Origin of the sequence: Propioniciclava sp., from assembly GCF_047602245.1 — a bacterium.
In the GTDB taxonomy this organism is placed as follows: Bacteria; Actinomycetota; Actinomycetes; order Propionibacteriales; family Propionibacteriaceae; genus Propioniciclava.
Genome location: NZ_JASGHT010000001.1, coordinates 658,040 through 683,166, shown reverse-complemented (window position 1 = coordinate 683,166; position 25,127 = coordinate 658,040). Strand labels below are relative to the sequence as shown.

The 25,127-nt window shown below is 69.9% G+C and carries 25 protein-coding genes; 13 read left to right on the top strand and 12 right to left on the bottom strand.

What is annotated here, in order from left to right; genetic code table 11:
* Positions 1-37: 37 nt before the first annotated feature.
* Positions 38-1,225 (bottom strand): carbohydrate-binding domain-containing protein, encoded by a 1,188-nt coding sequence (locus QM708_RS03305; RefSeq protein ID WP_415104366.1) that lies wholly within the window; start codon positions 1,223-1,225, stop codon positions 38-40.
* A 531-nt stretch (positions 1,226-1,756) separates the two neighbouring features.
* The gene (locus QM708_RS03300; RefSeq protein ID WP_415104364.1) at positions 1,757-2,161 is read right to left on the bottom strand and encodes a hypothetical protein; all 405 of its coding nucleotides are present in this window, start codon (positions 2,159-2,161) and stop codon (positions 1,757-1,759) included.
* A gap of 152 nt (positions 2,162-2,313) precedes the next feature.
* Here QM708_RS03300 and QM708_RS03295 point away from each other — a divergent pair, with 152 nt between their 5' ends.
* The 5 genes from QM708_RS03295 (at position 2,314) to QM708_RS03275 (ending at position 6,572) form a co-directional block, all read left to right on the top strand.
* The gene (locus QM708_RS03295; RefSeq protein WP_415104362.1) at positions 2,314-2,808 is read left to right on the top strand and encodes a DUF456 domain-containing protein; all 495 of its coding nucleotides are present in this window, start codon (positions 2,314-2,316) and stop codon (positions 2,806-2,808) included.
* 157 nt (positions 2,809-2,965) lie between these two features.
* The gene (locus QM708_RS03290) at positions 2,966-4,510 is read left to right on the top strand and encodes an acyl-CoA carboxylase subunit beta (protein WP_415104360.1); all 1,545 of its coding nucleotides are present in this window, start codon (positions 2,966-2,968) and stop codon (positions 4,508-4,510) included.
* Positions 4,511-4,534: 24 nt separating this feature from the next.
* Complete coding sequence (locus QM708_RS03285) at positions 4,535-4,930, top strand: OadG family transporter subunit (RefSeq protein ID WP_415104358.1); 396 nt, start codon at positions 4,535-4,537, stop codon at positions 4,928-4,930.
* A 6-nt stretch (positions 4,931-4,936) separates the two neighbouring features.
* Positions 4,937-5,449 carry a biotin/lipoyl-containing protein gene (locus QM708_RS03280; protein WP_415104356.1) on the top strand — a complete coding sequence of 171 codons (513 nt, stop codon included), beginning with the start codon at positions 4,937-4,939 and terminating at the stop codon, positions 5,447-5,449.
* Position 5,450: 1 nt separating this feature from the next.
* Positions 5,451-6,572 (top strand): sodium ion-translocating decarboxylase subunit beta, encoded by a 1,122-nt coding sequence (locus tag QM708_RS03275; protein ID WP_415104354.1) that lies wholly within the window; start codon positions 5,451-5,453, stop codon positions 6,570-6,572.
* 173 nt (positions 6,573-6,745) lie between these two features.
* Here QM708_RS03275 and QM708_RS03270 read toward each other — a convergent pair whose 3' ends face one another.
* The 3 genes from QM708_RS03270 to QM708_RS03260 form a co-directional block, all read right to left on the bottom strand.
* Positions 6,746-7,399: a hypothetical protein gene (locus tag QM708_RS03270; protein WP_415104352.1), complete on the bottom strand. Its 654-nt coding sequence runs from the start codon at positions 7,397-7,399 to the stop codon at positions 6,746-6,748.
* A 591-nt stretch (positions 7,400-7,990) separates the two neighbouring features.
* Positions 7,991-9,178 carry a M20 metallopeptidase family protein gene (locus tag QM708_RS03265; protein ID WP_415104350.1) on the bottom strand — a complete coding sequence of 396 codons (1,188 nt, stop codon included), beginning with the start codon at positions 9,176-9,178 and terminating at the stop codon, positions 7,991-7,993.
* On the bottom strand, positions 9,175-10,473 hold the full coding sequence (locus QM708_RS03260; RefSeq protein WP_415104348.1) for a bifunctional ADP-dependent NAD(P)H-hydrate dehydratase/NAD(P)H-hydrate epimerase: 1,299 nt from the start codon (positions 10,471-10,473) through the stop codon (positions 9,175-9,177). Before QM708_RS03260 ends, QM708_RS03265 begins: the two co-directional genes overlap by 4 nt.
* On the opposite strand from QM708_RS03260, the gene QM708_RS03255 reads away from it, so the two are divergent.
* Positions 10,473-10,646, top strand: a complete 174-nt coding sequence (locus QM708_RS03255; RefSeq protein WP_415104346.1) for a hypothetical protein — start codon at positions 10,473-10,475, stop codon at positions 10,644-10,646. The two genes, QM708_RS03260 and QM708_RS03255, sit on opposite strands and share 1 nt — an antisense overlap.
* 11 nt (positions 10,647-10,657) lie before the next feature.
* Here QM708_RS03255 and QM708_RS03250 read toward each other — a convergent pair whose 3' ends face one another.
* On the bottom strand, positions 10,658-12,616 hold the full coding sequence (locus tag QM708_RS03250) for an acyl-CoA dehydrogenase (protein WP_415104344.1): 1,959 nt from the start codon (positions 12,614-12,616) through the stop codon (positions 10,658-10,660).
* On the bottom strand, positions 12,613-13,350 hold the full coding sequence (locus tag QM708_RS03245; RefSeq protein WP_415104342.1) for a TetR/AcrR family transcriptional regulator: 738 nt from the start codon (positions 13,348-13,350) through the stop codon (positions 12,613-12,615). The genes QM708_RS03250 and QM708_RS03245 overlap by 4 nt, the downstream gene beginning before the upstream one ends.
* A 75-nt stretch (positions 13,351-13,425) precedes the next feature.
* Between QM708_RS03245 and QM708_RS03240 the strand changes: the two genes are divergently transcribed.
* The 5 genes from QM708_RS03240 to QM708_RS03220 all read left to right on the top strand — a co-directional run bounded on the left by QM708_RS03240 (position 13,426) and on the right by QM708_RS03220 (position 19,635).
* Positions 13,426-14,670: an acetyl-CoA C-acetyltransferase gene (locus QM708_RS03240; protein ID WP_415104340.1), complete on the top strand. Its 1,245-nt coding sequence runs from the start codon at positions 13,426-13,428 to the stop codon at positions 14,668-14,670.
* Between the two features lies 1 nt (position 14,671).
* Positions 14,672-16,081, top strand: a complete 1,410-nt coding sequence (locus tag QM708_RS03235) for a 3-oxoacyl-ACP reductase (protein ID WP_415104338.1) — start codon at positions 14,672-14,674, stop codon at positions 16,079-16,081.
* 40 nt (positions 16,082-16,121) lie between these two features.
* Entirely contained in the window at positions 16,122-17,063 is a 942-nt protein-coding gene (locus QM708_RS03230; protein ID WP_415104336.1) for a MaoC/PaaZ C-terminal domain-containing protein, read from the top strand.
* Between the two features lie 131 nt (positions 17,064-17,194).
* On the top strand, positions 17,195-18,760 hold the full coding sequence (gene guaA, locus QM708_RS03225) for a glutamine-hydrolyzing GMP synthase (RefSeq protein WP_415104334.1): 1,566 nt from the start codon (positions 17,195-17,197) through the stop codon (positions 18,758-18,760).
* A complete protein-coding gene (locus tag QM708_RS03220; RefSeq protein WP_415104332.1) occupies positions 18,757-19,635 on the top strand; it encodes an oxygenase MpaB family protein in 879 nt (292 codons plus the stop codon). Before guaA ends, QM708_RS03220 begins: the two co-directional genes overlap by 4 nt.
* A 28-nt stretch (positions 19,636-19,663) precedes the next feature.
* Here QM708_RS03220 and QM708_RS03215 read toward each other — a convergent pair whose 3' ends face one another.
* The 3 genes from QM708_RS03215 to QM708_RS03205 are packed head-to-tail and all read right to left on the bottom strand — an operon-like array spanning position 19,664 to position 21,311.
* Positions 19,664-19,906, bottom strand: coding sequence for a PspC domain-containing protein (locus QM708_RS03215; RefSeq protein ID WP_415104330.1), 243 nt, complete (start codon positions 19,904-19,906; stop codon positions 19,664-19,666).
* A gap of 44 nt (positions 19,907-19,950) precedes the next feature.
* Positions 19,951-20,130, bottom strand: coding sequence for a hypothetical protein (locus QM708_RS03210; protein ID WP_415104328.1), 180 nt, complete (start codon positions 20,128-20,130; stop codon positions 19,951-19,953).
* Complete coding sequence (locus QM708_RS03205) at positions 20,127-21,311, bottom strand: PspC domain-containing protein (RefSeq protein ID WP_415104326.1); 1,185 nt, start codon at positions 21,309-21,311, stop codon at positions 20,127-20,129. Before QM708_RS03205 ends, QM708_RS03210 begins: the two co-directional genes overlap by 4 nt.
* Positions 21,312-21,395: 84 nt before the next feature.
* Here QM708_RS03205 and QM708_RS03200 point away from each other — a divergent pair, with 84 nt between their 5' ends.
* Both QM708_RS03200 and QM708_RS03195 read left to right on the top strand, forming a co-directional pair.
* Complete coding sequence (locus tag QM708_RS03200) at positions 21,396-22,700, top strand: PspC domain-containing protein (protein ID WP_415104324.1); 1,305 nt, start codon at positions 21,396-21,398, stop codon at positions 22,698-22,700.
* The gene (locus QM708_RS03195) at positions 22,697-23,392 is read left to right on the top strand and encodes a response regulator (protein ID WP_415104322.1); all 696 of its coding nucleotides are present in this window, start codon (positions 22,697-22,699) and stop codon (positions 23,390-23,392) included. The genes QM708_RS03200 and QM708_RS03195 overlap by 4 nt, the downstream gene beginning before the upstream one ends.
* A 98-nt stretch (positions 23,393-23,490) precedes the next feature.
* On the opposite strand, the gene QM708_RS03190 is transcribed toward QM708_RS03195, so the two are convergent.
* Entirely contained in the window at positions 23,491-23,751 is a 261-nt protein-coding gene (locus QM708_RS03190; RefSeq protein ID WP_415104320.1) for a GlsB/YeaQ/YmgE family stress response membrane protein, read from the bottom strand.
* 92 nt (positions 23,752-23,843) lie between these two features.
* Positions 23,844-25,073 carry a phospholipase D-like domain-containing protein gene (locus QM708_RS03185; protein WP_415104318.1) on the bottom strand — a complete coding sequence of 410 codons (1,230 nt, stop codon included), beginning with the start codon at positions 25,071-25,073 and terminating at the stop codon, positions 23,844-23,846.
* Positions 25,074-25,127 lie beyond the last annotated feature (54 nt).

The window sequence follows — 25,127 nt, the reverse complement described above, 5'->3', positions numbered from 1 at the left end:
CGGTCCCGGGGGCTGTGGTCATCTGAAGCGAATCCGGCTACTGCCGTCCGCCGCCCATCGGGCCACCGCCCATGGGTGCGCCGCCACCTCGCGGGCCGCCCATCATCTGGTTCGTCAGCTCGGTCACCGGCTGGCCGTTGACCGTGATGGTGCCGCCGTTGAGTGCGCCGGTGCCGTCGAAGTCGAAGGGGGACTGCGCGGTGATAGCGAGCGTGCCACCGTTGATGGTCAGATCGCCGTTGCTGTCGATCGCGTCGGTGTCGCCGGCGCCCATCGTGATGGCGAGCTCGCCGCCGTTGATCGTGACGCTCAGCCCGGTCGTCACGAGCGCGGAGGCTGAAGCGTTGATGCCGTCGTCGGACGCGTTGAGGGTGATCTTTCCACCGTCGATGACGATGACCGGCGCCTCGATGCCCTCCACGGACTCCTGGATGTCGAGCGTGCCGCCGCTGATCAACAGCTGCTGCTCGGCCTTGACGGCGTCGTCGCCGGAGACGATCGTGATGGTGCCGTCGCTGATCGTGAGCCGCCCCTCGCCGAGGTCGGTGTCGTTGCTGGACTTCAGGCCGTCGCCCGCGGCGTCCACGGTGAGCGTGCCGCCGCTGATGGTCAGCGAGTCCTTGCCCCGGATGCCGTCGTCGGCGCTGGTCACGCCGATCGTGCCCGACTCGATCCACAGGTCGTCCTTGCCGGCGATGCCGTCGGCGAAATGCGCGGTGACGTTCAACGTGCCGGTGCCGGTGATCACCAGATCGTCGGAGGAGTAGATGGTGGCGTCGATCTCCTCATCAGCCCGGGTGGACGCGTCCGAGACGGTATTGGTGGTGCCGTCGGCCAACTCGAGCACGGTCTGCTCGGCATTGTCGACCTGGATGGCCGCGCCGACGCTGCTGGCGATCGTCGCGTTCGACAAGACCAGACGCACGTTCCCATCGGTGTTCACGATCACCTGTCCGGTGGTCGAGCCGGTGAGCACGTAGGTGCCGGCCTCGGTGATGGTCAGGCCGGCGTCGGTGAGCGTCACCTGGGTGGTCGGCAGACTGCTCCAGTCGACGGTGGCGGGGGAATCGCCCGCCGCGAGCGCGGCGGTGGTCGTCGTGGTCGTGGCCGTCGTGGTCGTGGTGACCGAGGGGCTCTGATTCGCGGCGAGCGTGGTGGCCGCGCACCCGCTGAGCAGTACGGCCGAGGCGGTCAGTGCGGCGATGGTGTGCTTGAGGTATTTCATCGTCGGTCCTTTGGTGGGGTCGTCGTCTGGGTGATCCCCAGTCCAGCGGTCCGCGCTGTGCGAATCCTGTGGGAACTCTGTGCCGCGCGCGTGAGTCCGGCGCCGGCTCGGCCCCGTGGCATGGGCGAGTGTTGAGCGCACGCAGCCCTTGAGGCAGTCATGTTCCGCGCCCGGTCGATCGCCAGAATCAGCCACTCGACGGTACCCAAGCGGGGGTTCAGGGCCCTCGACTGGCAGATCCTTGCGAATCCAGAAGCCAGCGTATCGGCGATTGCCGGCACGGACGCACCACCAGCAGCCGTCGCCCATCGCACCTGAACAACCCGGGCGGCATGGGTGAGCGTGTCGACCGGACGCTCGCCTATGGTGGGATCGCCGCATCCATTCCGGTGGAAAACGGGATTCCGGCGGAAAGTGAACTCGGGTGCCCCACCGCGTTTCTTCCCGGTGGGGCACCCGAGTGCTAGTTGCCCGGCGATCACCTGGCCGAAGAACCTCTATTCTTCGTGCGTGGCCACCGCCGTGATGGATTCAGGCCGTGAAACGGTAGTTGGACCAATGGATGGCCTTGATCGCGGGGGTGTCGCTGTTGTAGCGCACGGTATGCACCGAACGGGTGCTGCTGTAGATGGACAGGTAGTAGGTCTCGTTGTCCTCATCGGTGAACGCGAGGTACATCGAGCCGCTCCCGAACCCGCGCGGGCCCTCGGCGTCCACGTTGACGACGTAGTCGTAGACACCGGGCGAACCCGTCAGGATGATGCTGTAGACGCGGCCGCCGTCGTTGGACCGGATGCAGGTGGTGAGGTCGGTGTTGCCCTGGATGCTGGCCTGTTCGTTCGGCTGGAGCCCCTTGCCGGATCTCACGGTGTAGTGGTGGCCCTTCTGGGTGCATTCGCCGCAATCGCCCTGGAATTCAGTGATCGGATAGTTCATTTTAAACTCCTGAAACTGGCGTGGCGCGGGTGCTCCGCGTCACTTTTCACGATAGTGAGCCAGGGGTGCAAAGGGGCGGAATGTCGCGAAAGTCAGACTTTTTACTGAGGCCCGCGGGGGAGGCGTTTCCGGGCGTCGCCTACCCTGGCGGTGTGACTCCTGAACTCACGGCCCTGTTGTCGGTCATCCTCGCTGTGGTCGGTGTCGTGGGCATCGTGGTGCCCGTGCTCCCCGGAAGCCTCGCGATCGCGGGTGCGCTGCTGCTGTGGGCGCTGTTCGGCGCAGCGTCGTCGGGCTGGATCGTGTTCGGCATCGGGGGCGTGCTGGTGCTGGCGGGCATGAGTGCCCAGTACCTGATCACCGGACGCGCCCTGAAGCGCCGTGAGATCCCCAGTCGCTCGGTCGTGATCGGGGTCGTCGTTGGCCTGGCCGGGATGGTCGTCATCCCGTTCGCTGGACTGGCGCTGGGGTTCGCGGTCGGCCTGCTCGGTTCGGAGTACGTGCGCCTGCGTGACGTCGGCGAGGCCGCATCCAGCTCGTGGGAGGCGCTGAAGTCGGTGGGTCTGGGCATGGCCGTCGAACTTGTGTGTGCGCTCGCCGCGACCACCATTCTGGTGACCTCCGTGCTGGGGCATCTGCTGGCCTGACGGCCCAGGCGGCGCCGGTGTCCGGTTGGTGGGACGCGGAGTCCCGCATGGCGAGCTTCGGCCGAAAGCGGCCTCGGGCGGCCGGGAGTGAATGCTACGGTGCGTAGTAGTTCCCGGGGTGTCCGGGGGCGACCCCCAGACGACGAGGCTGCACCTGATGAGTGATCAACTGGCAACGCTGCGAGCGAAGAGGCAACAGGCGCTCGAAGGAGGTGGGGCCAAGCGCATCGATGCGCAGCACGCGAAGGGGAAACTCACCGCGCGTGAGAGGCTGTCCATCCTTCTCGACGAGGCGTCCTTCCAGGAGCTCGGCGCACTAGCCACCCACCACAACACCGATTTCGGCATGGCCAACAACCGCTACCCGGGCGACGGCATCATCACCGGTTTCGGCAAGATCCAAGGACGCCGCGTCGCGGTGTTCGCCCAGGACTTCACCGTGCTCGGCGGCTCGTTCTCCGAGGTGCAGTCCAACAAGATCTCCCGCATCCAGGACTTGGCGATCGAGGCGGGCATCCCGCTGATCGGCCTCAACGACTCCGGTGGCGCCCGCGTCCAGGAAGGCGTCCGTTCTCTGGCCGCCTACGGCGAGGTGTTCGTGCGCAACGTCAAGGCGTCCGGCGTCATCCCGCAGATCTCGCTGATCATGGGCCCCTGTGCCGGCGGTGCCGTCTACAGCCCGGCCCTGACCGACGTGACGATCATGGTCGACCAGACCTCGAATATGTTCCTGACCGGGCCCGACATCATCAAGACCGTCACCGGTGAAGTGGTGAGCGCCGAAGAGCTCGGCGGTGCGCTGGTGCACAACGCCACCTCCGGCGTCGCGCAGGTGATGGCCGAGAACGAGCAGCACGCGTTGTCGCTGACCAAGGCGCTGCTCAGCTACCTGCCGCAGAACAACACCGAGGATCCGCCACCGCTGGAGCCCTACGACCCGGCCGACCGGATGGATGACGCGCTCAACAAGATCATCCCCGACGACGACAACGCCCCCTACGACATGCTCGACGTGATGGGCCGGATCTTCGACCACGACTCCATCTTCCAGCTGCACAAGGACTGGGCGGCCAACGCGCTGGTCGGCTTCGCCCGCCTGGATGGCCAAAGCGTCGGCTTCATCGCCAACAACCCGATGGTGATGGCCGGCTGCCTCGACATCAATGCCTCCGACAAGATCGCCCGGCACATCACGCTGTGCGACCAGTTCAACATTCCGCTGGTCACCTTCGTCGACTGCCCCGGTTACCTGCCCGGCGTCGAGCAGGAGTACAACGGCGTCATCCGGCACGGCGCGAAGATCATCTACGCGTACTGCCAGGCCACCGTGCCGAAGATCTCGCTGGTCACCCGCAAGGCGATGGGTGGCTCCTATGTGGCGCTCAGCTCCAAGCAGATGAACAACGACGTGGCGTTCGCCTGGCCGAGCGCGCAGATCGCGGTCATGGGCGCCGAAGGTGCGGCGCGGCTGCTGAACCGGCGCCAGATCGAGGCCGCGGAAGACCCGAAGGCCGAAGAGGCGCGCTTCATCGCCGAATACCGTGAGAAGTTCTACAACCCGTACCAGGCCGCCGATGTCGGCCAGATCGACGAGGTCATCGAGCCCCGTGAAACCCGTCCGCGCCTGATCCGTGCCCTGGAGGTGCTGCGCACCAAGGTGACGCAGACCATCCCCAAGAAGCACGGCCTCTTCCCGGTGTAAGGGCTGCTTGCAATGGGAATCACCATGGACGACCTCACCTGGGGTCTGATGATGATGGTCGTCGGCATGGGCGTCGTGTTCGCCCTGCTGCTGGTCCTGGTCGGCGTCCTCATGCTGATCGGATTCCTCGACCGCCCGCCGTCGGAGGCCAAACAGGCTCCGGCCCCCGCGCCGGCGCCTGAGGCTGAGCCGGACGACGGCGAGGAGAAGCCGGCGGCGCCGGCCGTCCGGATCATCGCCGACGGCCTGGACGAGAACCAGGTCGCCGCCATCACGATCGCCGTCATGACGCACGCCGAGAACCGGCGGCGGCTGGCGGCACCCGAGACCCGTGCCCACGCCCCTGGCAGCCAGCTCTTCGCGAGCCGTTGGCTGGCGGTGGGCCGCGGCTTCCAGAACAACCCCTTCACCCGGAGGTAAGGCCACATGCGCCGCTACACCATTTCCGTCAACGGCACCCAGAAGGTGGTCGACGTCGAGGCGGTCGGGGCTGATCTGTTCCGCGTGCAACTCGACGGACGCCTCGTCGACGTGACACTCGAGGATCACCGCGACCTCGCCCACTCCGCCATCACTCCCGCGGTCCAGCCGCGCCAGCAGGTGGCCCCGGTCACGACCGCACCCGCGGCGTCCGGCGCCGCGCCCGTGGCCTCGGCACCTACCCCGTCGGCACCGAGCGCGGCCGCCCCCGCGGCGTCCGGCGCAGCCCCGAAGGGCGGCGGCCGGGACAAGATGACTGCACCGATGCCGGGGGTGATCCTGTCGGTGGACGTCGCCGCTGGCGCGAAGGTCACCCGGGGGCAATCACTGATGATCCTGGAAGCCATGAAGATGAAGAACGAGCTCAAGGCACCGCGCGACGGCGTCATCGCGGAGATCTATGTGGCGGCCGGCCAACAGGTGAAGTTCGGCGAGACTCTGGTGAGGTTCGAGGCCTGATATGAGCCCCGATACCCTCCACTACCTGCTTCAAGGCGTCCAAAACGTCACCTGGCAGAGCCTGACCATGATCGCGATCGGCCTGCTGCTGATCTGGCTCGCGGTCAAGAAGGAATACGAGCCGCTGCTGCTGCTCCCGATCGGTTCCGGCGCCATCTTGGCGAACCTGCCGTTGTCGCCGATGGTCGGCGAACACGGTGCGTTGTCGATTCTCTACGACATGGGTGTGGGCAACGAGCTGTTCCCGCTGCTGATCTTCGTGGGCATCGGTGCGATGACCGACTTCGGGCCGCTGCTGGAGAACCCGAAGATGGTGCTGCTCGGCGCTGCCGGACAGTTCGGCATCTTCCTCACGCTGCTGCTGGCGCTGTTCCTGGGCTTCTCGCACCCCGAGGCGGCCTCGATCGGCATCATCGGTGCCATCGACGGACCCACCTCGATCTATGTGTCGAACCAGCTCGCGCCACATCTGGTCGCACCGATCACGGTCGCCGCCTACTCCTACATGAGCCTGGTGCCGATCATCATGCCGCCGATCATGCGGCTGTTGACCACGCAGAAGGAACGCGCCATCCGGATGCCGTACACCAGCCGCGAGATCTCGCAGCGCACGCGCATCCTGTTCCCGATCATCGTGACGATCGTCGTCGGCACGCTGGTGCCGTTCGCGACGCCGCTGATCGGCATGCTGATGCTGGGCAACCTGATGCGCGAGTCGAAGGTCGTCGAGCGTCTGGTCGGCGCCTCGTCCAACGAACTGGCCAACGTGGTGACCCTGTTCCTGGGCCTGGCCATCGGCTCGACGATGGTGGGGGAGAGCTTCCTCAACGGCGCGACCCTGATGATCCTGGGCCTGGGCCTGATCGCTTTCTGCCTCGACACCGTGATGGGCGTGCTGTTCGGCAAGCTGATGAACGTGTTCTCCGGCGGCAAGTTCAACCCGCTCATCGGTGCGGCCGGCATCTCGGCCTTCCCGATGGCGGCACGTGTCGTCCAGGGTGAAGCCCAGCGGGAGAATTTCGACAACTTCCTGCTGATGCACGCCATGGGCGCCAATGCGGCCGGCCAGGTCGCCTCCGTCGTCGCCGGCGGCGTCCTGCTCGCCCTGATGGGCGCCAGCTAACAGGTTCTGTGACCACCAAGCCGCCCGCGGTTCGTCCCCACCGGACGCCGCGGGCGGCTTTTCGTGCGGACGCGGCGGGTTCGGCGCCGACCGCGTGTGACGGAGCGTGCGCTCCGCGCTCGAGCGTGGGAAGTTGTCGTCGCGCCTATGTTGCAGCATGCGCGCGGCGAAGGTTAGTTGCGCCAAGCGACCCGGCGGCGTCCGTTGGTGAGGGCCTGGCTGACTCGTGCGCAGAGGGCGTCCGGATCGTTGAGGTCGCTCCATACCCAGCGGACGACCGACCAACCTTGTTCGCGGAAGCGCTCCTCGCGCGCCTTCTCGCGGAACAGGACGTCGGATGGTGACTCGCCGGGGCGTGCGTGTTCGCCGTATTTGCTCTTGCCGTCGAACTCGCCGAGGAGGCGAGCGGCTTCCCACGCGAAGTCGCTGCGACCGAGAAGGATGCCGTTCGCCCGGACGTTGAACTGCAGCACCGGCGCCGGGAGGCCGCCCATGGCGAAGATGGCGCGGCTGCGAGATTCTCCGGGTGACTCCGACCGGGGATCGGCGAAGGCGATCGCAGAACGTGCCTTGACGTTGCCGGGCCAGCCGTGCGACAGCTCCAACTGCTCGTCCAGAGCGGCACGGCTCAGCTGTCGCGCGAGTGCGGCGTCCGCCACGGCCACTGCCCAGTCGAACGGCAATGTGCGTGCGAGATCAACGACGGTACGAGGCAGGCTGGTCGTGCGGCAGCCCTCGAGCAGGGTGACGGCATCGTCGCCGATCCGGGTACCTCGAAGATGCACGCCGTGGGTGATCCGCCCGTGGCCTCGTCCGGTTCTGCTCACCGATATCCGCGCCAGTTCTGAGTTCGGTACCGGGAGATGATGCAAGATCCCGGCGCTGGCGTGACTGATGACGAGATCGCCGGACAAGTCGGCGAGCGCAGCACGAATCCCCAGGAGATGTTCGTCGCGCAAGGTCATCGTTCCTGGACGCCGATAGTGTCCACGCCGCAGCCGGACGAGTTCGCCACGGGTGACCTTCAACCGGATGTCGGTATGGCTCAGACCCGTGCGGAGGAGTTGGGCGGTCGATAGCACCTCGGGCATGGGTTCACTTCACCAGGACGCCGGTGGCCTGACCAGCGCCGGCGGCGTCCGGACAACACCTAGTCGCGAACGGACAACACTCGCGGTCGCCAGGCTAGGTTGCGCAGCCGTCGCGGGACGCCCACGGAGCGTACGCTCCGTGCTCAAGCCCGGGAAGTGGTCGTCGCGCGCATGTTGCAGCATGCGCGCGACGAAGGTTGGATGCGCCAGGCGATGGAGCCTACGCTCCGTCGAGCTCGCTAGCGCTGAGATCGGCGTGGGTGTGCCCGGTGGGGGTACGCCTTGCTGTTGGGGGCGGACGGTGGACGCGACGTCCCCGACGACCACTCAGGAGTCGTGGCCGGCCTCGGTCTGCAACAGGTGTGCGGCGGCGGCGAAATTGGCGGCGAGGGCAACGGCGCTGAGGCGGAGTGCGCCGCTGGTGGGCAGGAACTGGGCGTGATGCAAGCCCACGCCGTGCGCGGAGCCCGTGCCCACGAACGACATCAGCGAGGGGACGAGTTCGTTGTACTCCGAGAAGTCGTCCGAGCCGCAGGAGCGGAACGGGACCGGTGCCACCGGGACGCCGACGCCGGTGAGCAGCCGATCGGCGCGCGCGACCAGGCGAGCGTCGTTCACCAGCGCCGGACCGCCGCGGGTGAAGGTGACGGTGGCGGTGGCCCCGCGCGCCATGGCCGTTCCTTCGGCCAGGCGTGCGATCGCCTCGTGCAAGGTGGCCCGGTCGTCCTCCTCGAAGGTGCGGATGGTGCCCTCGCAACGAGCGCTGTCGGCGAAGACGTTCGGCGCGGTGCCACCCCGGATCATTCCCACCGAGACGACCGCGGGCCGGATCGGGTTGATCATCTGCGCGGTCAACTCGCCGAGCCCGGTGACGATGGCCGCCAGTACCGAGATCGGGTCGACGGCGGCGTGCGGATAGGCGCCATGCCCGCCGCGTCCGTGCACCACCACTTCGAACGCGTCGAACGCCGCGTTGACCGCACCGGCACCGGTCGACACCACGCCCTTCTCGACGGCCGGTTGCACATGGACGCCGACCATCGCGCGCACATCGGCGTCCTCGAGGACGCCGGAGGCGACCACGTCGGTGGCCCCGGGCGGACTGTCCTCTTCGCGGGGCTGCAGCAGCGGGATCATCGCCACCGGAAGATCCAGTTCTCGGGCGGCGCTCAGCACCGCCCACAGCGCCGCCATGTGGACGTCGTGCCCGCAGGCATGCATGATCCCGCGGCGCTGGGACGCCCACTCCACTCCGGTCGCCTCGGTGATCGGCAGGGCATCCAGTTCGGCGCGCAGCGCGACGGCGGGGCCGTCCGGGCCGAAGCGGGCATAGGCGCCGGTCTCGGCAACCGGCAGCCAGTCAAGCCAGGGCGCGGCGGCGGTGAACGTGTCGCGGGTATCACCCTCATCGCCGCCCAGATGCGGGTCGGCATGGATCGCGCGCCGCAACGAGGCGGCTTCCGGCAAGACGGCGTCGATGCCCTGCACGAGCCGGGCCAGCATCTCGGTGTTCATGATCGGCCCACCATACGACCCCAACGCTCGATCACGGCGCCGAAACGCTCCGCGAGCCGCTCCGGCGGAACCGGATGGTGACACGCGAGGGCGGCTTGGGCCTGCAGGGACGCCGCCAGCACGGCTGCGCGAGGCCCCGGCAACCCGGCGGCCAGGAAGGTTCCCACCGCCCCGGCCAGCACGTCCCCCGACCCTGCTGTCGCCGCCCACGGGGTGCCCGGCAGCGCGATCAGCACCTCGCCACCGGGCGCGACCGCGTACTGGGTGGCGCCCTTGAGCAGCACGGTCGCCCCGAAGCCGGACGCCGCACGGCGCGCGTGACCGATCGGATCGGCCTCCACCTCGGCGCGAGGGACGCCGAGTAGTCGCGCCAACTCGCCCGCGTGCGGGGTGAGCACCGAGTCCGCCGGGAGGTCTGGAACCAGCGCGGCGAGACCCTCGAGGGCGCCCGCGTCGATCACCACCGGGACGCCGTCGCGCAACCGGAGCGCGAGGCGTCCGGCGTCGGCCCCGGGCCAACCGGAGCCGCACACCCACGCCTGTACCCGCCCCGGCACGCCGGGATCGACCGGCACCACCACGCTCGGGAAGGCGGCGAGCACCCCGTCGGCCGGACGCCGCGGGCCCGCGTAGCGCACCATGCCGGCCCCCGACCACAGCGCGCCGGCCACGCCCAGAACGGCGGCGCCCGGGTAGTCCTCCGAACCGGTGTCCAGACCCACCACCCCGCGGGAGTACTTGTCGGCGACCGCGCCCGGGAACGGGAACCAGGCCGCGCAGTCGGCGTCCTCGACCAGATTGATCAGCGAGGCCGGCGCCGCGACGCCGATGTCGACCAGCGTGACGTCACCACACGCGGACGCCGCCGGCTGCGCGAGGTGGGCGAGCTTGTGCGCGATGAAGGTGACGGTGTGCGTCGCCTGAACGCAGCGGTGCGCCACGACGGCGTCCGCGACCAGGCCACTTGGGATGTCGACGGCCACCACCGGCACCCCCGCGCCCGTCGCTGCACGGCTCACCGCCCAGACGGCGTTGTGTACGCCGGCTCGCCCGCCGAGTCCGGAGATCCCGTCGATCACGACGCCGGAGCCATTGGCCAGCATCAGAGCACCCGCGGCGTCCACCACGGTCGCGCCCGCATCCAGCGCTGCGGCCAGGCCGTCGGCGTGGGTGGACTCCGCGACCGGCCACACCCAGATCGGCACCCGGGCGTCGAGCAGCGCGGGGAGTTCGGCGGCGGCGAAGAGCGCGTCGCCGGCATTGTTGCCGGGCCGGCGATCACGAGCGCGCCCCAATGCGCGCGCCCGGTGAGCGCCTGCGCCGCGGCCTGGGCGACGGCGTCCGCGGCGCGGCCCATCAGGTCGCCGCCGGGGTGGGCCTCGAACCAGGCCCGTTCGGCGTCCCTGATCTGCTGGGCTGTGGCGACCGGCTTCATGGGCGCAACGTTAGTCCTCGTGGCGCCCGGTGAAGCCGGCGCGTTCAGCCGCGCAGGATGGCCGCGTTCAGCCACGACTCCTCGACGCCGAGACCCTCGACGAGTTCGAGCGCCTTGGGGCGAAGCTCGAGGCAGAGCGCGTCCACCGCCTCGGTGATCGCCTTGCTGCGCGAGCCGTCGAAGCGCTCGTGCTCCATGAACCAGCCGCGGTTCTCCTCGATCGTGGCAAGCGCGTACAGGTCACACACCTTCGACAGGATCGACGCGATGTAGGGATCGCCGGTCGCGTCGATGCCCGCGATGAACGCCTCCAGCACCACCCGGTCGGTGTGCGCGCGAGCGGCGGCGAGCATGTGCTGCTGGCAGGCGTTGGTGGCGGCGAAGGCCTCCTCGGCGGGCACCTTGCCGGCGGCGCGCATCCGCTTGGCGAGGCCCTCGACGGTATGCCGTTCGCGGTCCTCGAACAGCTGGATGTGCCAGGCCCGCGAGGTGAGCTGCTGAGCCTCGGGACGCCGGTTCGCCGTCGTCAGGATCCGGTCGATGACGCTGCGCGCCGTCGTCCGCTCCAAGAAGGTCTCGCCCAGCATCCGCGCGGTCGCCTGGGCCGTCCCGCGCAGGTCGAGGTCGCCCCAGGTGCGCTGGTAGTCGAGCAGCAGGGCCTTGGCGACCAGCTGCATCAGCACCGTGTTCTCGCCCTCGAAGGTGGCGAACACGTCGGCGTCCTGACGCAGCAGGGTGAGGCCGTTCTCGGTGAGATAGCCCGCGCCGCCACAGGCCTCGCGGGCGACCTGGATGGTGTCGTTCGCCCAGCGGGTGAGCATCGCCTTCATGCCCGCGGCGCGCGTCTCCAGCTCACGGCCGGCCTTCGGGTCGGCACCCGCGGCGTCCGTCACCCGCTGCAGTTGCAGCGCGAGTTCGTTCATCGCGAAGCCGTACGCGTACGCCTTGGCGATGTTCGGCAGCAGTTTGCGCTGCTGGGCCTGGTAGTCGAGCAGCGGGATCTCGGCCCCGAGGCCGGGTAGGCGGAACTGGGTGCGCTTCAGCGAGTAGCGGGTGGCGATCGACAGTGCCTTGCGGGTGGCGGACGCCGCCCCGCCGCCCACGCAGATCCGGCCGCGGACCAGCGTGCCGAGCATGGTGAAGAAGCGCGCGTTCTTCGACTCGATCGCCGAGGTGTAGACGCCCTCGGTGTTCACGCCGCCGAACCGGTCGAGCAGGTGGGTGCGCGGCACCCGCACATGGTCGAAGAACAAAGTGCCATTGTCGACACCCAGCAGCCCGCCCTTGTGGCCCTGGTCGCCGATCACCACGCCGGGCACCGGGCCGAGGTCGTCGGTGCGGATGCGCACCACGGCGACGTGGACCCCCTGGTTCACGCCGTCGACGAGCAACTGGCCGAACACCGCCGCCCATTTTCCGTGAGCGGCGGCGTTGCCGATGTAGGCCTTGGCCGCGGTCGGGGTGGGCGAGTTGACCTCGAACTCACAGGTCTCGGGCAGCCAGGTGATGGTGGTCTCCAGGCTCTGCACGTCGGAGCCGTGGCCGAGTTCGGTCATCGCGAAGCAGCCGGTCAGCTCGCCGGTGATGGTGCCCGGAAGGAAGGTCTCGTGGTGCCAGGACGTACCCAGGTTGACGATCGCGCCGCCCCACAGGCCGTGCTGGACGCCGGACTTGATGGTGAGGCTCAGGTCTCCCATCGCGAGCATCTCGAAGTGGGCCACCGACTCGGCGGTGCTGCCGCGCCCGCCCTGGGCCTCGGGGAAGCCCGCGATCGCAAAACCGCGGGCGGCAAGGGCGACCAGCTTGTCGAGCGCCCATTCCCGGGCCTCCTCCACGCCGAGCGTGGGGTCGCGGACGAAGTCGTCGGCGCTCACCTCGTGGCGCCAGCGCTGCTTGAGCGTGTGGAAGGGGCCGTCGAGTGCCCGGCGCAGCCCCTCGCCGGTGGCGGTGATGCGCGGGCCTGTCTCGGCGGTGCGGGGACGGTCGGGTGCGGTGATGGTCATGGTCGCGTGACTCCTTCGTGCGGGCGATCGAATCGGCGGGACAGCGTCGCGCTGGCCGCGATGGCGGGCGAGATCTGGATCTGTTCGTCGGGATGCGGGAAGACCAGGTCGACCCGTGGGGTGTCGACGGGCAACTGGGTCGCGAACGCTGGGGTGAACAGCGCGCCGACGAAGTCGACGACCTCGGCGCGCGGCCGGCGTAGGTCGGTCACGATCCAGCGGTCGGCGACGGCCCAGAGGAAGCCGACGATGCCGTGCCCCCAGGTGTTGGCCGGGGCCGGATCGCGGCCGTTGTCGGTGAGCCAGGCGGCGAACGACGCCGAGACCTGATCGCCGATCCGGTTGGTGATGCCGAGGACGGGGTCGGCCGTCCCGGCCGGGCGGTTGATCACGAACCGGTAGATCTCTCCGTCCGCCTCCACCAGGGCCAGGTAGGCGTCGGCCAGGCCGCTGACCAGGGCCGCCGGCGTGGGGGCCGAGGTCATCGCCGCGGTCACGTTGCCCAGGATGAAGGTGTGCACCGATTCCACCACGGCCTCGTACAGGCCCTTGCGGTCGCCGAAGTGGCGGTAGATCACGGTCTTGGACGTGCCGGCTTCGGCGGCGATCTCGTCCATTCCGAGGGTGTGGCCGTGCCTGCGGATCGCGCGCAAAGTCGCCTCGACCAGTTCGCGCTTGCGCTCCTGGTTGTGCTGGGTCCAGCGTCGGGCTCGACCGTCGAGCGGGGCATCCATACTGACAGGGTACCCGGAACGGCAAGTACCTGCTACCGTCAGTGCTGGACATATTTTCAGAGTCGAGGAGGACCCATGACGCTCCGCCAGGCCGTCATCGTCGGCGGCAACCGCACCCCCTTCGTGAAGGCCGGCGGCGCGTACGCGCAGGCGTCCAGCCAGGATCTGCTCACCGCCGCACTGGACGGGCTGGTGGCCAGGTTCGGGCTCGCGGGCGAACAGCTTGACGAGGTGGTCGCCGGCGCGGTGCTCAAGCACACCCGCGACTTCAACCTCACCCGCGAGGCCGTGCTCGGGTCGGCGCTCGACCCGCGGACGCCGGCGTGCGACCTGCAGCAGGCCTGCGGTACCGGCCTGGAGGCGGTGGTCTACCTGGCCAACAAGATCAGCCTGGGCCAGGCGGATGTCGGGGTGGCCGGCGGCGTCGACAGTGCCTCCGACGCCCCGATCGTCGTGGGCGAGCGGCTGAGGCGGGCGCTCTTGGCGGCCTCGCGGGCCCGCAAACCGCTGGACCGGCTCGCGGCCTTCGCCTCGCTGAGGCCCGCCGATCTGGCCCCGGTGCCGCCCGGTGTGGTCGAGCCGCGCACGGGGCTCAGCATGGGTGAGAGCCAGGCGCTCACCACCGCGAAGTGGGGAATCGCCCGCGAGGCGCAGGACGAACTGGCCGCCGCCTCGCACCACAACCTGGCGCGGGCCTGGAACGAGGGATTCTTCGATGACCTGGTCACGCCCTACCTGGGCGTGGCCCGCGACGGGGCGCTGCGGCCCGACACCAGTGTCGAGGCGCTCGCCAAGCTCAAGCCGGTCTTCGGAGGGCCGCAGGGTTCGATGACGGCCGGCAACTCCACGGCGCTCACCGACGGCGCGGCGGTCGTGCTGATGGCCGCGGCGTCCGTGGCCCGGGCGCGGAACTGGCCGGTGCTCGCCCGGGTGGTGGACGCCCAGGTGGCCGCGGTCTCGCACGTCACGGGCGAGGAAGACCTGCTGCTGGCCGGGCGGCGCGCCATCCCCGCGCTGCTGGAGCGCAACGGGCTGAGCCTGGACGACTTCGACTACATCGAGATCCACGAGGCGTTCGCCGCGACCGTGCTGGCAACCATCGCCGCGCTGGAGGCCGACGGTGTTGGCGTGGTCGACCGGTCGAAGCTCAACGTGAACGGCAGTTCGCTGGCGGCCGGGCATCCGTTCGCCGCCACCGGTGGGCGCATCGTCGCCTCCTTGGCTTCCATGCTTGCCCGTCGCGGCCCCGGCTCGAAGGGCTTGATCTCGATCTGTGCGGCCGGTGGTCAGGCGGTCGCGGCGATCCTGGAGGCGGTGTGAGATGAGCATCCTGGAATCGCTGTTCGAGAGCCCGCTCGGGCGTCAGGTGGCGGCCAGGGCCGGGTTGGCCGAGCCTCCGGTGCTGCGCCGCGGGCGGGTGATCCCGTCCGGGCCGGTGCTGCTGGCCGAACTCCCCGGCGGCGGGATCGGGCGCGCCGTCCTCGCCGCGCTCGGCGTTCCGGCCAGTGAGCCGCTGCTCGATCTGCCCGAGAACCGAACGCCGGACGAACGCGGACGCCCCCAGCCGCCGCGCTACGACGTCCGTCCCGGAGCACTGGTGATCGACGCCACTGGCGTCCGGGAGATCGTGCAGCTCGAGCTGCTGCGCCAGGTGCTGCGGCCGGTGATGAAGCGGCTGGAGGGTTCGGGCCGGGTGATCATCCTCGGCACCCACGCCGACGACGTGGAGGGGTTGGAGGCGCGCGCGGTCGCCCAGGCGCTGGACGGCATCATGCGCACGGTAGGCAAAGAACTGCGCGGCGGCGCGACCGCGAACCTGGTCTGGCTCAGCGATGGCGCGGACGCCGCCGACCTGGCCTCGACGCTCGCCTTCCTGCTGGAGGGCCGCTCGGCGTTCGTGTCCGGGCAGGCCTGGCGCGTCCGGCCGCGCAAGGACGGTGACCGCTCGGGCGAGGGCATGCTCGGTGAACGTTCCCGCCCGTTCGAGGGGCGAATCGTGGTGGTCACCGGCGCCGCGCGCGGCATCGGCGCGGCCATCGCCCACACCTTCCACCGCGACGGGGCCCAGTTGGTCGTCATCGACATGCCGGCCGCGGGGGAGTCGCTGGCCGCCGTCGCCAACGAACTGCGCGGGTCGGCGCTGCAACTCGACATCACCACGCCGCAGGCCGGCGCGCGCATCGCCGCGCAGGTGACGCGGGTGCATGGGCCGCAGGCGAAGATCTGGGCGATCGTGCACAACGCCGGTATCACCCGCGACACCATGCTCGCCAACCTCGACGAGAAGCGGTGGGCGTCCGTGCTGGACGTCAACCTGGCCGCCGAGATGCGGATCAACGAGCTGCTGCTCGATCCGGCGCTGCCGGGCGGCCTCGGCGAGAACGCCCGCATCGTGGGCATCGCGTCCACGTCCGGCTGGGCGGGCAACAAGGGCCAGGCGAACTATGCGGCGTCCAAGGCCGGCGTGATGGGGCTGGTCCGGGCCGAGGCCGAGGAATTGGTCGGCCGTCCGGTCACCGCGAACGCGGTGGCGCCAGGCTTCATCGAGACCGACATGACCGCGGCGATCCCGTTCGTGCAACGCGAGGTCTTCCGGCGCACCAACTCGCTGTCCCAAGGCGGGCAACCTGTCGACGTCGCCGAGTCGCTGGCCTACCTGTGCGATCCCGCCTCGGGCGGGGTGGATGGCCAGGTGATCCGCGTGTGCGGCCAGAACATCATCGGTGCGTGAGCGGCCGGACGGAGCGCGCGTGGATCGGAAGGTGTGAATCGTGAGTGATCTGGTGTTCGAAGACCTCCCGTCGATCGGAGGACTGCTCGTCAAGGCGGCGACGCCGAAGGCGTCCGCGGTGCGCACCGGCGCCATCCCGCACCGCACCGCGATCGTGGCCGCGCACAACCAAGACGTGTCTCGGCTGGCAGCCTACGACCGCCTGTGCGGGTTCACGCTGCGCGACCGGGTCCCGCCGACCTGGCTGCATGTGCTGGCCTTCCCACTGCAGGCGGCGCTGATGGCGCAGCGCGACTTCCCCTACGCCCTCGCCGGCCTGGTGCACGCCCGCAACTCGATGACGCTGCACCGCCCGGTCACCGTGAGCGACGAGCTCGCGCTGATCGTGCGCGCCGAACCGGCGCGCGCCCACCGCAAGGGGGCCGAGTTCGACCTGGTCAGCGAGGTCAGGGTGGGCGGCGAGACCGCCTGGACGGGGATCAGCACCTACCTGGCCCGTGGCGCCAGGGCGCCCGGATCTGGGGAGGCCACGGTGTGGCAGGAAGCGCCGCCCGCCATGCCGGCTGCCTCCGCGACACTGGACGGCACCGGTGCGTCGGACGCCGGTACGCCCGAAGAATCCGGGCTGACGGTGGACGGCCCGCCGAGCCAGCAGTGGCGCCTGCCCGGCGACCTCGGACGCCGTTACGCCGGGGTCTCGGGCGACGTGAACCCGCTGCACCTCAACGCGCTCGCCGCGCGGGCGTTCGGGTTCAAACGCCCGATCATCCACGGCATGTGGACGCACGCGCGCGCCCTCGCCGCCCTCGGCCCGCGCCTGCCGGAGACCTACACGGTGAGCGTCCGCTTCACCAAGCCGATCCTGTTGCCCGCGCGGGTGGGTTTCGCCACCTCGACCGACGCCGGCCGCACCACTTTCGCCGTCCTGAGCCGCGACGGACGCGCCCACCTGCTCGGCGAGGTGGAACCAGCCACCCCATGAGAAGGTCCGGATCTGAGTACCGACCCGAACCTTCTCGGTTGGCCTGCAGGCCAAGCGCTTCTCGCGGGACCGGGCCGCCGTTCAAGCAGGTGTTCGTCAGTAGATCGGGTGCTTCCACTAGACTCCCGCCCATGACCCACGCTGCCGCGGACGCGCACGCGCCCGTCCTTGTCATCGACTTCGGAGCGCAGTACGCGCAGTTGATCGCCCGCCGGGTTCGCGAGGCCCGGGTGTATTCGGAGATCATGCCGCACACGGCGTCCGTCGAGGCGCTGGCCGCCAAGAAGCCGGCCGCGATCGTGCTGTCCGGGGGGCCGCAGTCGGTGTACGCCGGCGGTGCCCCGCAGGTCGACCCGGCGCTGTTCGAGCTCGGCGTCCCCGTGTTCGGTATCTGCTACGGCTTCCAGGCGATGGCCGCCGCGCTCGGTGGCGAGGTGGCGCAGACGGGCCTGTCGGAGTTCGGCCGGACGCCCACCGCGGTCGATGCCCCCGGCGTGCTGCTGAGGAACCTGCCGTCGAGCTTCTCCAGCTGGATGAGCCACGGCGACTCGGTGCAGCGCGCCCCCGAGGGCTTCGACGTCCTTGCGCACACCGCGGGCGCGCCGGTGGCCGCCTTCGAGAACGCGGAGCGCTGCCTGGCCGGCGTCCAATGGCACCCCGAGGTGCTGCATTCCGAGCACGGCCAGCAGGTGCTGGCCCAGTTCCTCTATGACATCGCCGGGCTGGAGCCGAACTGGACCCCGGCCAATATCGTCGAGGAATCCATCGCGGCGATCCGCGAGCAGGTCGGCGACAAGCAGGTGCTCTGCGCGCTGTCGGGCGGCGTCGACTCCGCGGTGGCGGCCGCGCTGGTCCACCGTGCGATCGGCGACCAGCTCACCTGCGCCTTCGTCGATCACGGTCTGCTGCGCAAGGGTGAGCGCGAGCAGGTGAAGGATGACTTCGTCCGGATCACCGGCATCAAACTGGTGGTGGCCGACGCCGAGGAGCAGTTCCTCAGCGCGCTCGCCGGCGTGTCCGAGCCGGAGACCAAGCGCAAGATCATCGGCCGCGAGTTCATCCGTGTCTTCGAGCAGACCGTCCGCGACATCAACGATTCCGAGGACATCGAATTCCTGGTCCAGGGCACCCTGTACCCCGACGTGGTCGAATCCGGCGGCGGCGAGGGCGCGGCGAACATCAAGAGCCACCACAACGTCGGCGGCCTGCCCGACGACCTACAGTTCACCCTGATCGAGCCGCTGCGCACCCTGTTCAAGGACGAGGTGCGCGCCGTCGGCGAGGAACTCGGCCTGCCGCATGAGATGGTCTGGCGCCACCCGTTCCCCGGCCCCGGCTTGGGCATCCGCATCATCGGCGAGGTCACCAAGGACCGCCTCGATCTGCTTCGCGAGGCTGACGCCATCGCGCGCGAGGAACTCGCCAACTCGGGCCTGGAGAAGGACGTCTGGCAGTTCCCGGTGGTGCTGCTCGCCGACGTCCGCAGCGTCGGCGTCCAGGGCGACGGCCGCACCTACGGCCACCCGATCGTGTTGCGCCCGGTCAGCAGCGAGGACGCGATGACCGCCGACTGGTCGCGGCTGCCCTACGACCTGCTCGAGAAGATCAGCACCCGGATCACCAACGAGGTCCGTGAAATCAACCGGGTCGTGCTCGACGTCACCTCCAAGCCGCCGGGCACCATCGAGTGGGAGTGATCGCGACGGCGCTGCGTCCCCTCCAGCGCAGGCTGGGGGAGTCGTTGCGCGGTCGCGTCGCGGGTGAGGACGCCGAACGGTCCGGCGAGCAGATCTGGGGCAGGCCCGGCGAGCGCTGGTTCGCGCCTGAGGACCCGATCTGGCGTGTCCACGAGGATGCCGCCATGTTCTGCGGCGGCATCGCGACACTGCTGCTGCAGTCGCTGCACCCGCTCGCGATGGCGGGTGTCGCCGGGCATTCGGGATACAAAGGCGACCCGTGGGGGCGCCTGCAGCGCACCAGCCACTACATCGCGGTGACCACCTACGGCACGGTCCCGGACGCCGTCGCCGCCATCGAGCGGGTGAAGGCGATCCATCACCGTGTCCGCGGCAAGGACCATCGCGGGCGTCCGTACCGGGCTTGTGACCCGCACCTGCTCAGCTGGATCCATGCCGCCGAGATCGCCGGTTTCCTGACCGCCTACCGGTGCTACGGGCCGCGTCCGCTCAACGATGAGGACGCCGACACCTACGTCGCGCAGACCGGGCGGGCGGCGTCCCTGCTGGGGGTGCCGCGCCCACCGCTCACCGTGGCCGGTTTGGAGGCCGCCGTCGCGTCGTACCGCGGTGAACTGGAGTTGACGCAGGCCGCCGCCGACACGATCGAATTCCTGCTGCGGACGCCACCGCTTTCCTGGCAGGCGCGGCCCGGCTACGCGATGCTGGCTGCGGGAGGTATGGGGGCCTTGCCCGCATGGGCGCGCCGGATGATCGGGATCCGCCACCCGGCGCCGCTGTTGTGCGGGGCCGGACGCCTCGGCACCGCGGTGGTGCGCTGGGGGCTCGCGGGCGTGGAAAGCGGGCGGAGGTCCGCACCTCCGCCCGCTCCCTAGACCGGCGGCACCGGCCGTAATCGTCCGCTCAGTTGGACGAGTTGTTGCCGAACTGCTTCTTCAGCGAATCCAGGCCCGAGGGGCCGCCGTCCTCGTAGGGCAGCAGCAGCCACAGTGCCACGTAGATCACCCAGCCGAACTGCAGGAAGATCGCCGCGAGCACGAACAGGACGCGCAGCAGGTTGGAGTCGATGTTGAACTGGCGGGCGAGGCCGCCGCACACGCCGGCGATCACCTTGTCGGATCGGCTGCGGGTCATTGAGTTGGCCATGATGGGTTCCTTTCGGTTGATGCTTGTTCTTGTTCAGGACTGGGTCAGGACTTCTCGCGCGACGCGATCAGGCCGATGAGGCCGACCGCGACCAGGCTGATGGGTGCGGCGACCGCGACCGAGGACCAGGCGACGGTGCCGAAGGCGGCCCACAGCCCCAGCACGGCCAGGACGCAGGCGAGCAGCCCGGAGACGAGTGCGACCACATCGGTGCGGGGCCTCATGGCAGCACCTCGATGCTGCCGACCCCGACGACGGCCTCGATGGTCAGCACCGGGGCTCCGGGGGTGTCGATCCGCTGCCAGGTGTCGGATTGGTCGACGCCGCCGAGCTCGTGCTCGGGGGTCTCGATGCTGCCGGCGCTGACGCTGGAGCGGACGATGACGTTGCCGTGGTCGGGAATGGCGACTTCGATCGAGCCGACATCGACCCGGTAAGTCCGGGTCTCGTCGGTGGTCAGGGATGCCGTGGTGGCGTCGATGGTGTGCGAGCCGACGTACACGCGATCGGCGGCGGGGCTCGTCGTCGCCCCCCGCTCGATCGCCGCGGGCGGGCCGACGACCGTGCCGATCAGCAGCACGGCGGTGCAGGCGGCCGCCAGCGTGGTCAGCGGAAGCAACAGACGCGGACGCCCCCACGCCGCCGACAGCGGCCGGGCGCTCCACAGCAGTGCGATGCCCAGGACGAGCAGGGTGGACGCCGCCCACGCCAGGCCGGTCACGGCGACGCCGACCGCGGCACTGATCGCCAGGCTGGCCCAGACGACACCCAGGCAGATCAGGATGCCGAACCAGGTGCGGCGCCCGCGACGGCGCACCGCGGCGCCCGCGCGCCGGGCCATGCCGGCCTCCGCCGGGACCGGGTCGTAGAGGCCGGCCGGATCGGGATCGGCCGGCGTGGGCGTCCAATCGGCCGGACGCCCGGCGTCGATGTTGTCGAGGCGCTGCTGCCAGGCGGCGGACGCCCGCTCGAACGGCGTGGTCGGCACCGGCATCGGCGGGGGAGGCATCGGTTCGTCGGTGACCCGGCCGCGGCGTCCGGCGAGCCCGAAGCGCAGGATCACCCAGGTGAGCGCGATCAGGACCAGCGCGCCCACGCCAGTGCCGGTGGCGATCCCCCCCACGATCGCCGCCGTCGCGACGACGACCACCACGAGCGTCGCGGTGGACCAGGGCCGCGTGAACGGCAGCAGGCGGCGGACGGGTTCGGTGGTGCTGCCACGCTCGGGCAGGAGCGCCCACAACGCGAGATAGGCGAACACGGCGAAGCCGCCGGTGATGAAGGTCAGGATCACGAAGGCCACCCGGACGACGACGGCGTCCACCTGCCAGGTGCGGGCGAGCGCCGCGCAAACGCCGGCGAAGCGCGCCTCGCTGCGGTCGCGGGTGACGGGTTGGTGGGCCATGGCACCATTCTTGCCGCCGAGGACGCCGATGCCGTCAGGGTTCCCCCGAAGCGCTCCCGGGTCGTCCGCGTTAGGCTGGCCGGCATGCCGCAGGAGCCGACCCTCACGCCACGCGCGGCGTCCGAGGCCGAGCCTTCGATTCCCGTGCTCGCCGAGCCGCGCAGGCTGGTGCGCCCGCTCGACCGTGCCCAGGTGGCCGGTGTCGCCGCGGGGCTGGGGGATCACCTGGGCATCTCCCCGCGGGCGCTGCGGGCGCTGTTCGCCGTCGCCACCGCCTGGCAGCTGGCCGGCGTGGTCGCCTACCTGGTGCTCTGGCTGGTCATTCCGCCGGCGTCGGCTCCGGCGTCGGCGCCGGGGGTGGACGCCGCCACGCGCCAGGGCATGCGCACCGGCGAGGCGGCCCGGCAGGCGCCCGGACGCGACGTCGGCGAGATCGTCGCCCTCGGCCTGGTCGCGGTCGGCGGCCTGTGGCTGGTGCAGCTTCTCGGCTGGGGCGGTGAGCCGCGCTGGCTCGCCGTGACCGGACTGGTGACCGCCAGCGCGACCCTGGTGTGGTGGCAGGCCGATCGTGCCCAGGCCTCGCTCCCGGACGCCTCGCACGGCCCGGCGGGCTGGTTGCGCCCCCTGGTCGCGCATTGGACCACCGTGTTCGCCCACGCGGTGGCGCTGCTGGCGATGGGCGCGGCGATCGCGCTCGCCTTGTTGTGGCTGCCGAGCCTGGGCACCGTCGGCACCCTGGTTGCCGGGCTCGGCCTGGCCGGCGCCGGCGTGGCGCTGCTGGCGGCGCCGTGGGTGCTGCGCGCACGCCGGGCGCTGTTGCGGGCGCGCGAGGAGAAACTGCTATCGGACGCCCGCGCCGACATGGCCGCTCACCTGCACGACTCGGTGCTGCAGACGCTGGCCCTGATCCAGCGGCAGGCGTCCGACCCGCGGCGGGTGGCCCGGCTGGCCCGGCGGCAGGAACGCGAGCTGCGCGAATGGCTCTACGGCGTCGCCGAAGAGGACGACACGCTGCGCGGGGCGCTGCTGGAGGCGGCGCTCGAGGTCGAGGACGACTTTCCGGTCAGCGTCGAATGCGTGACCGTCGGCGACGACGTCCTGCTCACCCCGGGCCTGCGCGAACTGGTGAAGGCGGCCCGCGAGGCGATGGTGAACGCGGCCAAACATTCGGGCGAACCGCTCGTCGACGTCTACGCTGAGGTCGGAGAGGATGTCGTCGAGGTGTTCGTCCGGGACCGCGGCGACGGCTTCGACATCGATGAGGTGGCCGAGGATCGCATGGGCGTCCGCGGCAGCATTCTCGAACGCATGGCGCGCCACCACGGGGTGGCCCGCATCCGGTCCTCCGCGGAGCGCGGAACCGAGGTGATCTTGGAGATGAGACGATGAGCGAGCAGCAGACCACCGACAAGCAGGCCCCCGAGAACTCGGGGGCGTCCCACCGCCAGCGGCGCGTCGTGGTGGTCGATGACCATTCGATGTTCCGCAGCGGCGTCAAGCACGACATCGGCCCCTTCGTGACCATCGTCGGCGAGGGCGAGGACGTGCCGACCGCCATCGAGGCGATCACCCGCACTCGCCCCGATGTGGTGCTCCTGGACGTGCACATGCCCGGCGGGGGCGGCATCGAGGTGATCAAGGCGGTGCACGCCACCCAGCCCGAGGTCCGTTTCCTGGCCGTGTCGGTATCGGACGCCGCCGAGGACGTCATTGGCGTGATCCGCGCCGGCGCCCGCGGCTACGTGACCAAGTCGATCTCCGCACCCGAACTGGTCGAGGCGATCGGCCGCATCGCCGACGGGGACGCCGTGTTCAGCCCGCGCCTGGCCGGGTTCGTGCTGGACGCCTTCTCCGGCGCCATCGACATCTCCTCGATCGATGAGGACCTCGACCGGTTGTCGCAGCGCGAACGCGAAGTGCTACGCCTGATCGCCCGCGGCTACGCGTACAAGGAGGTGGCCCGCGAGCTGTTCATCTCGATCAAGACGGTGGAGACCCACGTCAGTTCGGTGCTGCGCAAACTCCAGCTCTCCAACCGCCACCAGCTGACCCGCTGGGCGACCGACCGCAAGCTCGTCTGAGGCGTCCGTCACCCGCGCGGACGCGCAAATCCGCCACTCGACGAGGCCGGGGAGGGGAGCCTGTGCCGTCGAGTGGCGGATGCTTGCGAAAACAGGGGTCAGACGCGCTTGTTGTTCATCCGGCCCCATACGGCGAGGACCAGCACGGAGCCGAGGATCGACAAGACCCAGGTTCGCAGGCTGAAGAAGTCCCCCAAGCCGACATGGAAGATGACGCTCCCGAGGAAGCCGCCCACCAGGGCTCCGACGACGCCGAGAACGAGCGTCGCGAGCCAACCGCCACCCTGCGCACCCGGCAGGATGGCTTTCGCGATAGAACCGGCCAGCAGGCCCAGAACAATCCAACCGAAAATACCCATGCCTCGACGGTAGGCCGGTTCCGGCGTCAAAGGTAGTGGTGGCCGGGTGTTTCAGGGCCGCTTCAGGGATCGGGCTTAGGGGAGGCTCCCCGTCACAGCAGCGGGCGCATCGGCGCCAGCACCGCCTCGGAGATCTTCATCGCCACCGGACGGGTGTTCCACTCCTCCAGCGTCAGTTCGATGCAGTTGCCGGCGTCCATCTCGAAGATGCGCTCCATCTCGGCGGCCAGGTCGGCGTCCAGGATCTGCAGGTTGATCTCGTAGTTGCCGGTGAGGCTGAGCTGGTCGAGGTTGGCGGTGCCGATCGTGGTCCACAGCCCGTCGACGGTCGCCGTCTTCGCGTGCACCATGGCGTCCTGGTAGAGGAACAGCCGGACGCCGCGCGACAGCAGCCGGTGGTAGTAGCCGCGCGAGAGCCAGTCGGCCACGATGTGGTTCGACTCGGCGGGCACGATGATCCGGACGTCGACGCCGCGGTCGGCGGCCTCGACCAGCGCGTAGGTGAGGTCATCGTCGGGGATCAGGTAGGCGTGGGTGAGCCAGATGCGTTCGCGGGCGCGATCGATCGTCTCCAGGTACATGTAGCGGATCGGGTAGACCCCGATGCTGGGCACGTTGCGGACCACCGTGATCGGCGAGTTCCACTTGCGGTTGGTGGGCTGGGGGAGCGCGGGATGCTCGCGGCGCGAGGAGTTCCAGTAGTCGACGAACGCGTTCTCGAGCTCGGCGGCGGCGGGGCCGCGGACGCGCATGTGGGTGTCGCGCCAGCGGGTGGCGTACAGCGACCCGATGTTGTAGCCGCCGATGAACCCGATCTCGCCGTCGACCACCATGATCTTGCGGTGGTTCAGGCCGGGTGCGCGCACGAAGGGGCCTGCGCGGGCCCCCGTCCACGGCCGGTGGCGCAGCACGTGGATGCGGGGGTCGAACCGGAAGAAGCGTTGCGGTACCACCAGATTGGCGAACACGTCGTAGCAGACGTACACGGCCACCCCGCGGTCCACCGCGGCGGTCAGCGCGTGCTTGAACTGCATGCCGACCCGGTCGCCCTTCCAGATGTAGGTCTCCAGCAGGATCGTGTGTTGGGCGGCATCGATGGCGGCGAGCATGTCGTCGTACAGGTCGCGGCCCTTGGTGTAGACGGTGACCCTGTCCTCACCCGTGCGCATCTCGGTGGGTTCCGCGAACGGGAACGGGACGTGCCCGCGATGCCTCTTGCGCTGACGGTCCAGCAACAGCAGCCCGCCGACCGTGACCGCCTGCGCGGCGGCGAACGCCGCCACCCCCACCTTGGCGGCGGTCTTCAACCGGTCGACCATCATGACTCTCACTCTAACGTCCGCGACCGACGGCCAGGCGCGCGGGAGGGAACCGGG

What these genes read in the sequence shown, in the direction of transcription:
- QM708_RS03200 (WP_415104324.1), top strand. Translation starts at nt 21,396, where the DNA reads ATGCCGCAGGAGCCGACCCTCACGCCACGCGCGGCGTCCGAGGCCGAG.
- QM708_RS03280 (WP_415104356.1), top strand. Translation starts at nt 4,937, where the DNA reads ATGCGCCGCTACACCATTTCCGTCAACGGCACCCAGAAGGTGGTCGAC.
- QM708_RS03205 (WP_415104326.1), bottom strand. Translation starts at nt 21,311, where the DNA reads ATGGCCCACCAACCCGTCACCCGCGACCGCAGCGAGGCGCGCTTCGCC.
- QM708_RS03245 (WP_415104342.1), bottom strand. Translation starts at nt 13,350, where the DNA reads ATGGATGCCCCGCTCGACGGTCGAGCCCGACGCTGGACCCAGCACAAC.
- QM708_RS03275 (WP_415104354.1), top strand. Translation starts at nt 5,451, where the DNA reads ATGAGCCCCGATACCCTCCACTACCTGCTTCAAGGCGTCCAAAACGTC.
- QM708_RS03215 (WP_415104330.1), bottom strand. Translation starts at nt 19,906, where the DNA reads ATGGCCAACTCAATGACCCGCAGCCGATCCGACAAGGTGATCGCCGGC.
- QM708_RS03285 (WP_415104358.1), top strand. Translation starts at nt 4,535, where the DNA reads ATGGACGACCTCACCTGGGGTCTGATGATGATGGTCGTCGGCATGGGC.
- QM708_RS03300 (WP_415104364.1), bottom strand. Translation starts at nt 2,161, where the DNA reads ATGAACTATCCGATCACTGAATTCCAGGGCGATTGCGGCGAATGCACC.
- QM708_RS03210 (WP_415104328.1), bottom strand. Translation starts at nt 20,130, where the DNA reads ATGAGGCCCCGCACCGATGTGGTCGCACTCGTCTCCGGGCTGCTCGCC.
- QM708_RS03240 (WP_415104340.1), top strand. Translation starts at nt 13,426, where the DNA reads ATGACGCTCCGCCAGGCCGTCATCGTCGGCGGCAACCGCACCCCCTTC.
- QM708_RS03305 (WP_415104366.1), bottom strand. Translation starts at nt 1,225, where the DNA reads ATGAAATACCTCAAGCACACCATCGCCGCACTGACCGCCTCGGCCGTA.
- QM708_RS03290 (WP_415104360.1), top strand. Translation starts at nt 2,966, where the DNA reads ATGAGTGATCAACTGGCAACGCTGCGAGCGAAGAGGCAACAGGCGCTC.
- QM708_RS03235 (WP_415104338.1), top strand. Translation starts at nt 14,672, where the DNA reads ATGAGCATCCTGGAATCGCTGTTCGAGAGCCCGCTCGGGCGTCAGGTG.
- guaA (WP_415104334.1), top strand. Translation starts at nt 17,195, where the DNA reads ATGACCCACGCTGCCGCGGACGCGCACGCGCCCGTCCTTGTCATCGAC.
- QM708_RS03190 (WP_415104320.1), bottom strand. Translation starts at nt 23,751, where the DNA reads ATGGGTATTTTCGGTTGGATTGTTCTGGGCCTGCTGGCCGGTTCTATC.
- QM708_RS03250 (WP_415104344.1), bottom strand. Translation starts at nt 12,616, where the DNA reads ATGACCATCACCGCACCCGACCGTCCCCGCACCGCCGAGACAGGCCCG.
- QM708_RS03195 (WP_415104322.1), top strand. Translation starts at nt 22,697, where the DNA reads ATGAGCGAGCAGCAGACCACCGACAAGCAGGCCCCCGAGAACTCGGGG.
- QM708_RS03185 (WP_415104318.1), bottom strand. Translation starts at nt 25,073, where the DNA reads ATGATGGTCGACCGGTTGAAGACCGCCGCCAAGGTGGGGGTGGCGGCG.
- QM708_RS03265 (WP_415104350.1), bottom strand. Translation starts at nt 9,178, where the DNA reads ATGAACACCGAGATGCTGGCCCGGCTCGTGCAGGGCATCGACGCCGTC.
- QM708_RS03255 (WP_415104346.1), top strand. Translation starts at nt 10,473, where the DNA reads ATGCGCGCGCCCGGTGAGCGCCTGCGCCGCGGCCTGGGCGACGGCGTC.